At 73.3% G+C, this 1589-nt stretch carries 2 protein-coding genes; one reads left to right on the forward strand and one right to left on the reverse strand.

Features of this window, described 5'->3' with window-relative positions:
* Nucleotides 1-994 (reverse strand): serine/threonine-protein kinase (locus tag G3I53_RS12580; RefSeq protein ID WP_239063834.1); only part of this gene is annotated, 994 nt, incomplete at its 3' end.
* A 182-nt stretch (nt 995-1176) separates the two neighbouring features.
* Between G3I53_RS12580 and G3I53_RS12585 the strand changes: the two genes are divergently transcribed.
* Nucleotides 1177-1497 (forward strand): SH3 domain-containing protein, encoded by a 321-nt coding sequence (locus G3I53_RS12585; RefSeq protein WP_164336633.1) that lies wholly within the window; start codon nt 1177-1179, stop codon nt 1495-1497.
* Nucleotides 1498-1589: the final 92 nt, after the last annotated feature.

A 1589-nucleotide genomic window follows, 5' to 3' on the forward strand; every position in this document is an offset into this window, starting at 1 on the left:
GGCGCCGCGCCGGCCGCTCCCCGGCGCCGTCCGCCGGTGCCCGCTCCGCAGCCGCCGCCGGTGCCGTTCCCCGCTCCCGCTCTGCCTCCGGGCCGTCCGCCGGGGCCTCCGTCCGCTCCTCGTCCGGTGTCCGGGGCGGCGGGATGAACACCTGGGTGTCGTAGGCCGCGGCCACCGACCGCAGCTCGCGCATGAGTTCGTCCGGCGTGGGCCGGTCGTCGGGCTCCTTGGCGAGGCACCGCAGCACCAGCGGCGCCAGCGACTCCGGTACGCCGGTCAGGTCGGGTTCGTCGTGCACCACCTGGTAGGCGACGACGTACGGGCTGTCGGAGTCGAACGGGCCGCGTCCGGTCGTCGCGTGCACCATGAGCGAGCCGAGGGCGAACACGTCGGCGGCGGGCCCCACTTCACGGGGCCGCCGGAACTGCTCGGGCGCCATGAACGGCGGTGTTCCGATCAACTTGCCGGTCTCGGTGCGCAGTTCGCTGTCCCGCGGCCGGGAGATACCGAAGTCGATGACCTTCGGGCCGTCGTCGGCGAGCAGGACGTTGCTCGGCTTCAGGTCCCGGTGCACCACCCCGACCCGGTGGATGTCGCGCAGCGCCTCCGCCATCCCCGCCATCAGCCGACGGGACTGGTCCGGGTCCATCGGGCCGTTCCGCTTCACCTGCTCGGAGAGGGTGGGGCCGGGGATGTACAAGGTGGCCATCCAGGGTCGCCTGGCCTCCGGGTCGGCGTCGACGACCGGTGCCGTGAAGGCCCCGCTCACCCGCCGCGCCGCAGCCACCTCCTGCCGGAACCGCCCCCTGAACTCGGGGTCCATGGCATACCGGGCGTGCACGACCTTCACCGCGACGCGCATGCCGGAGGTGCTCCGGGCCAGATGGACGACACCCATGCCGCCCGAGCCCAGACACGATTCCAGACGGTAGTGACCGGCGTACTCCGGAAGTTCCGCTTCGGCGCCCGCCCCGGTGTTCCGCTGCGACGCCATGGAACCACCCCCGTGCTGTTCGTCAGCGCGCGACGCTCGGAGCCTAGTCGATGGGATGTGCGGGACCCAGGCGGCGCCGCCGCCTTCGTGTGCGAAGGGAGAACTGGTGTTTCGGGGCGGGTTCCCGGGGAATCAACGTGACCCCCACGACAGACGTGGGGTGCAACGGGGGAGGTTTTCTCATGTCGGTCGACCAGACACAGGAGATCGCGGGCGAGGGCGGCAAGGACACCGCGGAGGCCGTCACCACGGCGGCCGCGGCCACCTACCCGGTGGCTCCCGGCTACCGGCTGAACGTCCGCAGCGGCCCCGGCACCGGCTACGCGATCGTGCGGGTGCTGGCCGCGGGCTCCAGGGTCCGCATCACCTGCCAGACGACGGGCACGCGGGTGACGGGCCCGTACGGCACCTCGTCCATCTGGGACAACATCGGCAGCGGCCAGTACGTCTCCGACGCGTACATCTACACCGGCAGCGACGGCTACGTGGCCCCGCGCTGCTGACCCCGCCGCCGCGGGACGGCCGGTCCGGCCGTCCCGCTTGCCCGGCGGGGGCGGGGCCCGAGACCGGATGCGCCGGGCGGCCTGGCGCCGAG

The organism is Streptomyces sp. SID14436 (assembly GCF_010548465.1).
Lineage (GTDB): Bacteria > Actinomycetota > Actinomycetes > Streptomycetales > Streptomycetaceae > Streptomyces.